We start from the raw sequence: 5,021 nt of genomic DNA, 5'->3' as shown, positions 1-5,021 counted from the left end.
GGCGGCGCGCCGGGCGGGTACGCCGGGCCACCGCCGACCATCCCGCCGCCGCCGGGCTGGCGGCCGCCGGTGCACGTGCGGCCCACGCCGCCCCGCCAACTCCCGCCGCAGGACATGGCCGCCATGGACCAGGCCGACGGGCGTGCCCAGCGGCTCACCTACGGCATCGGCGCCGTCGTCGGCGTCGTGCTGGTGCTGCTCACCTGCCTGCTCTGCTCACGCCTGCTCTTTTGAGCCGGCCGGGCGGCGCGGCGGATCCGGGTCAGATTCTGAGCGGCGCGGCCGATCCGGTCAGACGATGCCGCTCCAGACCATCTTGGCCCCGCTGTCACCGGTCAGGTAGACGTACACCAGCGCGAAGACGGCCAGCACGACCACCACCCCGGTGAGCACCAGGGGCAGCCAGCGGGGCAGGTCGCGGGTCCGGGGCAGGCCGCTGGTCACCAGCAGCAGCAGGAGCGCCGCGACGGCCAGCCCGACGGTGAACCAGAGCAGGTTCTCGCCGTACTCGGAGTGTTCGTGGATCTTCTGCAGGCCCTCGGGCGGGTAGCCCCGCTTGCGGAGCACCTCCTCCAGCTCCTCGCCGGACTCCGTCGCCACCCAGGTGACGATCGGGGTGAGCACGGCGAGGACCGCCACCGCCCAACCCATCCGGGGCCGCCAGCGGGGCAGCACCCCGTACGCGACGGAGAGCAACGCCAGCAGCGGCACCAGCACCACGGCGGCGTGTACGACCAGGACGTGGCCCGGTAGGCCGTTGACTTCCCTGAACACCGACACCTCCGGCAAGTGGACGGATCGCGCGGTCAGCGTACGACGGGATGATCCGCCGTCGCGCTTCCGTACATCGACACACGCACGTCTCCCCGGTCCGGTTCACCTGTGGCCCGGGCCACCCGCGGTCACGCTCGCTTGTCGGCCCGGGGGCACCGTGCTGTCATGGACACATGTCCAATGGTGAGGAGCTGCTCCGGTCGAGGGGCCTGCGGGTCACCCGACCGCGCCTCGCCGTGCTGGACGTGCTCGCCGCCGGCGGTCACCTGGAAGTCGACGAGATCACCCGGCGGGTCCGCGAGCGCCTCGACTCGGTCTCCACCCAGGCCGTCTACGACGTGCTCGGCGCGCTCTCCAGGGCCGGGCTCTCCCGCCGGATCGAGCCGGCCGGCAGTCCCGCCCGGTACGAGGCCCGTGTCGGGGACAACCACCACCACGTGGTGTGCCGGGGCTGCGGCGAGATCGCCGACGTGGACTGCGCCACCGGTGACGCCCCCTGCCTCGACCCGAACGTCTCGCACGGCTTCGAGGTGGACGAGGCGGAAGTGACCTTCTGGGGCCTCTGCCCGGCCTGCCAGGCCCGACGCTCCGCCGACGACTGACGGCCGCTGGCGGGAGGCGGCCGGGCCCGCCCGGCGCGTGGCACTCTTGGGCGGTGGATTCCGATGACCTCGGCCTGTTCGGTCCGGGATCGGTCACGTGGAAGGTGCACGAGGAGCCGATCCTGATCGTCGCCGGCCTGCGTTCGCTCTACCTCCAGGCGCTGCACCCCCGCGCGATGGCCGGCGTGGCGCAGAACAGCAACTACAAGACGGACGCCTGGGGCCGGCTGATCCGCACGGCCACCTACGTGGCGACGACGATCTACGGCACCACCGCCGAGGCGGAGGCGGCCGGCCGGCGGCTGCGTACGCTGCACGCCCGGATGCGGGCCACCGACCCGTTCACCGGCAAGCAGTTCCGGATCGACGACCCCGACCTGCTGCGCTGGGTGCACGTCACCGAGGTCGAGTCGTTCGTGACCACCGCGCGGCGGGCCGGGCTCGCGCTGACCGACGACGAGGTGGACGGCTACTACACCGAGCAGCGCCGGGCGGCGGCCCTGGTCGGGCTGGACCCGGCCGAGGTGCCGGGCACCGCCGCCGAGGTGGCCGACTACTACCGCCGGATCCGCCCCGAGCTGCGGATGACCAGGGAGGCGGCCGAGACCGCGCTCTTCCTGACCGCCCCGCCGATCCCGTGGAAGCTCAGCCTGCCGGTGAAGCTCGGCCTGCACCTCGGCCCGCCGCGCTGGGCGTACCTGGGTATCGCCGGCACCGCGCTGGCGCTGCTGCCGGCCTGGGCCCACCGGCTGTACGGCGGCCTCGGCCTGCCCACCACCGCACTCTCGGCGGACCTGAGCGTCCGCGCGTTGCGCCTGGCCCTGGCGGCGGTGCCGCGCCGCTACCGGGAGGGCCCGTTGCAGCAGGCCGCCAAGGAGCGCGCCGCCCGCCTCGCCGCCGCCTGACCCCGCCCTCGCCCGGGCGGGGCGCTCACTCCGGCTCGGTGGGGCGCTCCACGGCCGCCCACGGGTCCTTGCCGGGTGCCTGCGCGCCGGCCGGGCAGGTGCGCCGGTAGTCGCACCAGCCGCAGCGCGGCCCCGGCTCGGTGGGGAATGCCGCATCGGGGTCGGCACCGCCGGCGACGGCCCGCTCGGCGGCCATGATGTCCCGGGCGGTGTCCTCCGCGCGGGTGAGCTGCCGCTGCAACGACTCCGGGCTGTGCTCGTGCGCCGCCACCGTGCCGGTGGGCAGGTGGTGCAGCTCGACGCGGCGGCAGGGGCGGCGGAACACCCGCTCGGCCGCGTACGCGTAGAGCGCGAGGGCCTGCGAGCCCCGCGCGTCATCGCTGTCCAGCCCGCTGCGGCCGGTCTTGTAGTCGACGATGACCAGCTCGGGCCGGCCGTCGGGGCCGGGGCGGGAGTCGATCCGGTCGGTGCGGCCGTTGAAGGCGAGCACCGCGGTCTTCACGGCGACCACCCGCTCCACGCCGACCGGCTCGTCGGCCGGGTCGAGCCCCGCCACGTAGGACTCCAGCCAGGACAGCGCCCGCCGGAAGGCGTCCCGCTCCTGCTCGTCGTCGCGGTAGCCCTCGCGGACCCAGGTGCCCTTGAGCAGGGTGCCCAGCACCTCGGGGCGGCGGCGGTCGGGGGCGAGCGCGTACCAGTTCTTCAGGGCGGTGTGGACGCTGGCGCCGAGCGAGTTGTGCGCCCACGGCGGACCCTTGGGCGGCGCGGGGCGGTCCACGTACGAGTAGCGGTAGCGGCGGGGGCAGTCGGCGTAGGCACCGAGCTTGCTGGGGGTGCAGACGAAGAGCCGTTCCGGCATGCCCTCGAAGCCGAGCTGCTCGGCCTGCTCGGCGCGGGGCCGGGGCGGCCGGCCGCCGGTGGGTCGTCCGGTCGGGGAGGGTCGTCGCACGCCTGAGATCCTGCCACCTGAGTACGACAGCGCCGCGACGGCTCAGCTCATGGTGAGGTACTGCGTGACGAACGCGGCGATCGCGTCGGCGATGAGCTGCACGGCGATGGCAGCCAGCAGCAGGCCGGCGATCCGGGTGAGCACCTCGATCCCGCCCGGCCGGAGGACCTTGACGATGCCGCCGGAGAAGCGCAGCACCACCCAGACCGCGACCATGACCGCGACGATCGCGGCGGCGATGGCGAGGTAGTCGGTGAAGCCACCGGCCCGCTGCACGAAGAGCATGGTGGCGACGATGGCGCCGGGGCCGGCCAGCAGCGGGGTGCCCAGCGGCACCAGCGCGATGTTGGAGGTGGCCTGCTGGTTCGGGTCGTCGGACTTGCCGGTCAGCAGCTCCAGGGCGACGAGGATCAGCAGCAGCCCGCCGGCGGCCTGCAAGGCGGGCAGGTCGACGTGCAGGTAGGCCAGGATCGTCTGGCCGGCAACGGCGAACACCACGATCACCCCGAGCGCCAGCGCGACGGCCTGCCAGGCGGCCCGGTTCCGGTCGCGGGCGGCCAGCGGGCCGGTCAGCGCGAGGAAGATGGGCATCATTCCGGGCGGGTCGACGATCACCAGCAGGGTCACGAAGACCTCGCCGAAGAGCTTGAGATCCACCCGGACACGGTAGCCGCGCCGCCGGAACGCTTCAGCCTGAAGCGACCGGGGTCACCCCCCGGGCCAGCTCGATGATCCGCTCGTACGGCTCGGCCCCCGTGGTGTACGCGCCGAGCCGGACGGTCTTGTGCGTGCCGTGGAAGTCCGATGATCCGGTGACCAGCAGCCCCAGCTCGGCGGCGAGCGCGCGGACGTGCTCCCGCTCGGCCGGGCTGTGGTCCTCGTGGTCGGCCTCCAGGCCGGCCAGCCCGGCCGCCGCCAGCTCCACGATCAGCTCGTCGGGCACGATCCGGCCGCGCCGGCTGGCCCGGGGATGGGCGAAGACCGGCACCCCGCCGGCCGCCCGGACCAGCGCCACCGCCCGGAACACGTCGATGTCCTCCTTGGGCAGCCGGTACCGCTCCCCCAGCCAGCGCGGACCGAACGCCTCGGTGGTGGTGGCGACCAGCCCGGCCCGGATCAGCGCCTGGGCGATGTGCGGCCGGCCGACGGTGCCGCCGGCCGCGCCGGCCAGGATCTCGGACCAGCTCACCCGGATCCCGTCGGCCTGGAGCAGCCGCACGATCCGCTCGCCGCGCTCCTCCCGGGCGCGCCGGACCCGGGCCAGCTCGGCGGCCAGCTCCGGCTCGGTCGGGTCGAAGAGGTACGCGAGCAGGTGCAGCGGGATCGCCGGCTCGACGCCGAACCAGCGGCAGGAGAGTTCGGCGCCGCGGACCAGGGTGAGCCCGGGCGGCAGGGCCGCGACCGCCGGCTCCCAGCCGGCCGTGGTGTCGTGGTCGGTGAGCGCCACGACGTCGAGACCGGCCTCGGCGGCGGCCCGGACCAGCTCGGCGGGGCCGAGGGTGCCGTCGCTGGCGGTGGAGTGGGTGTGCAGGTCGATCCGGGCGGCGGCGCTCACCCCGCCGACGCTACCGCCCCGCCCGGTCAGGAGCGGGTGTCGCCCACCACCACGGGCCGTTCGCCGGGGGCCACCCCGTCGAGCACCGAGGCGGTGGGACGCTCGCCGGCCAGCACCTGGTCGGGCCGGACCCGGACCAGGCCGCCGGTGGCGTCGACGTGCAGGGCGGCCCCGCTGCGGGTCCAGGCCACCGCACCGGCGACCGCCGGGCCGGCCGGGTGGTTCGCGGCGGCGGC

At 75.0% G+C, this 5,021-nt stretch carries 7 protein-coding genes and 1 pseudogene; 3 read left to right on the top strand and 5 right to left on the bottom strand.

Annotation, left to right across the window (positions count from 1 at the left end; translation table 11 throughout):
* On the top strand, positions 1-234 hold a 234-nt coding region (locus B0E53_RS38120; RefSeq protein WP_107079541.1), incomplete at its 5' end, for a hypothetical protein.
* Between the two features lie 57 nt (positions 235-291).
* On the opposite strand, the gene B0E53_RS33055 is transcribed toward B0E53_RS38120, so the two are convergent.
* Positions 292-774 carry a DUF2231 domain-containing protein gene (locus B0E53_RS33055; protein WP_107079542.1) on the bottom strand — a complete coding sequence of 161 codons (483 nt, stop codon included), beginning with the start codon at positions 772-774 and terminating at the stop codon, positions 292-294.
* Positions 775-947: 173 nt separating this feature from the next.
* Here B0E53_RS33055 and B0E53_RS33050 point away from each other — a divergent pair, with 173 nt between their 5' ends.
* Positions 948-1,376, top strand: coding sequence for a Fur family transcriptional regulator (locus tag B0E53_RS33050; RefSeq protein ID WP_107079540.1), 429 nt, complete (start codon positions 948-950; stop codon positions 1,374-1,376).
* A gap of 53 nt (positions 1,377-1,429) precedes the next feature.
* The gene (locus B0E53_RS33045; protein WP_107079539.1) at positions 1,430-2,281 is read left to right on the top strand and encodes an oxygenase MpaB family protein; all 852 of its coding nucleotides are present in this window, start codon (positions 1,430-1,432) and stop codon (positions 2,279-2,281) included.
* 25 nt (positions 2,282-2,306) lie between these two features.
* On the opposite strand, the gene B0E53_RS33040 is transcribed toward B0E53_RS33045, so the two are convergent.
* From B0E53_RS33040 to B0E53_RS33025, 4 genes and pseudogenes are all read right to left on the bottom strand, one after another.
* Positions 2,307-3,140 carry a PD-(D/E)XK nuclease family protein gene (locus B0E53_RS33040; protein WP_246835719.1) on the bottom strand — a complete coding sequence of 278 codons (834 nt, stop codon included), beginning with the start codon at positions 3,138-3,140 and terminating at the stop codon, positions 2,307-2,309.
* Positions 3,141-3,272: 132 nt separating this feature from the next.
* Entirely contained in the window at positions 3,273-3,887 is a 615-nt protein-coding gene (locus B0E53_RS33035) for a MarC family protein (RefSeq protein WP_107079537.1), read from the bottom strand.
* Positions 3,888-3,918: 31 nt separating this feature from the next.
* Entirely contained in the window at positions 3,919-4,785 is an 867-nt protein-coding gene (locus B0E53_RS33030; protein WP_107079536.1) for a PHP domain-containing protein, read from the bottom strand.
* Positions 4,786-4,811: 26 nt separating this feature from the next.
* Positions 4,812-5,021: pseudogene (locus tag B0E53_RS33025) on the bottom strand (hypothetical protein); the annotation flags it as partial.

The organism is Micromonospora sp. MH33, assembly GCF_003013775.1.
Lineage (GTDB): Bacteria > Actinomycetota > Actinomycetes > Mycobacteriales > Micromonosporaceae > Micromonospora > Micromonospora fulviviridis.
Note: the sequence above shows the minus strand (reverse complement) of the source record. Positions and strands in the feature narration are given on the sequence as shown.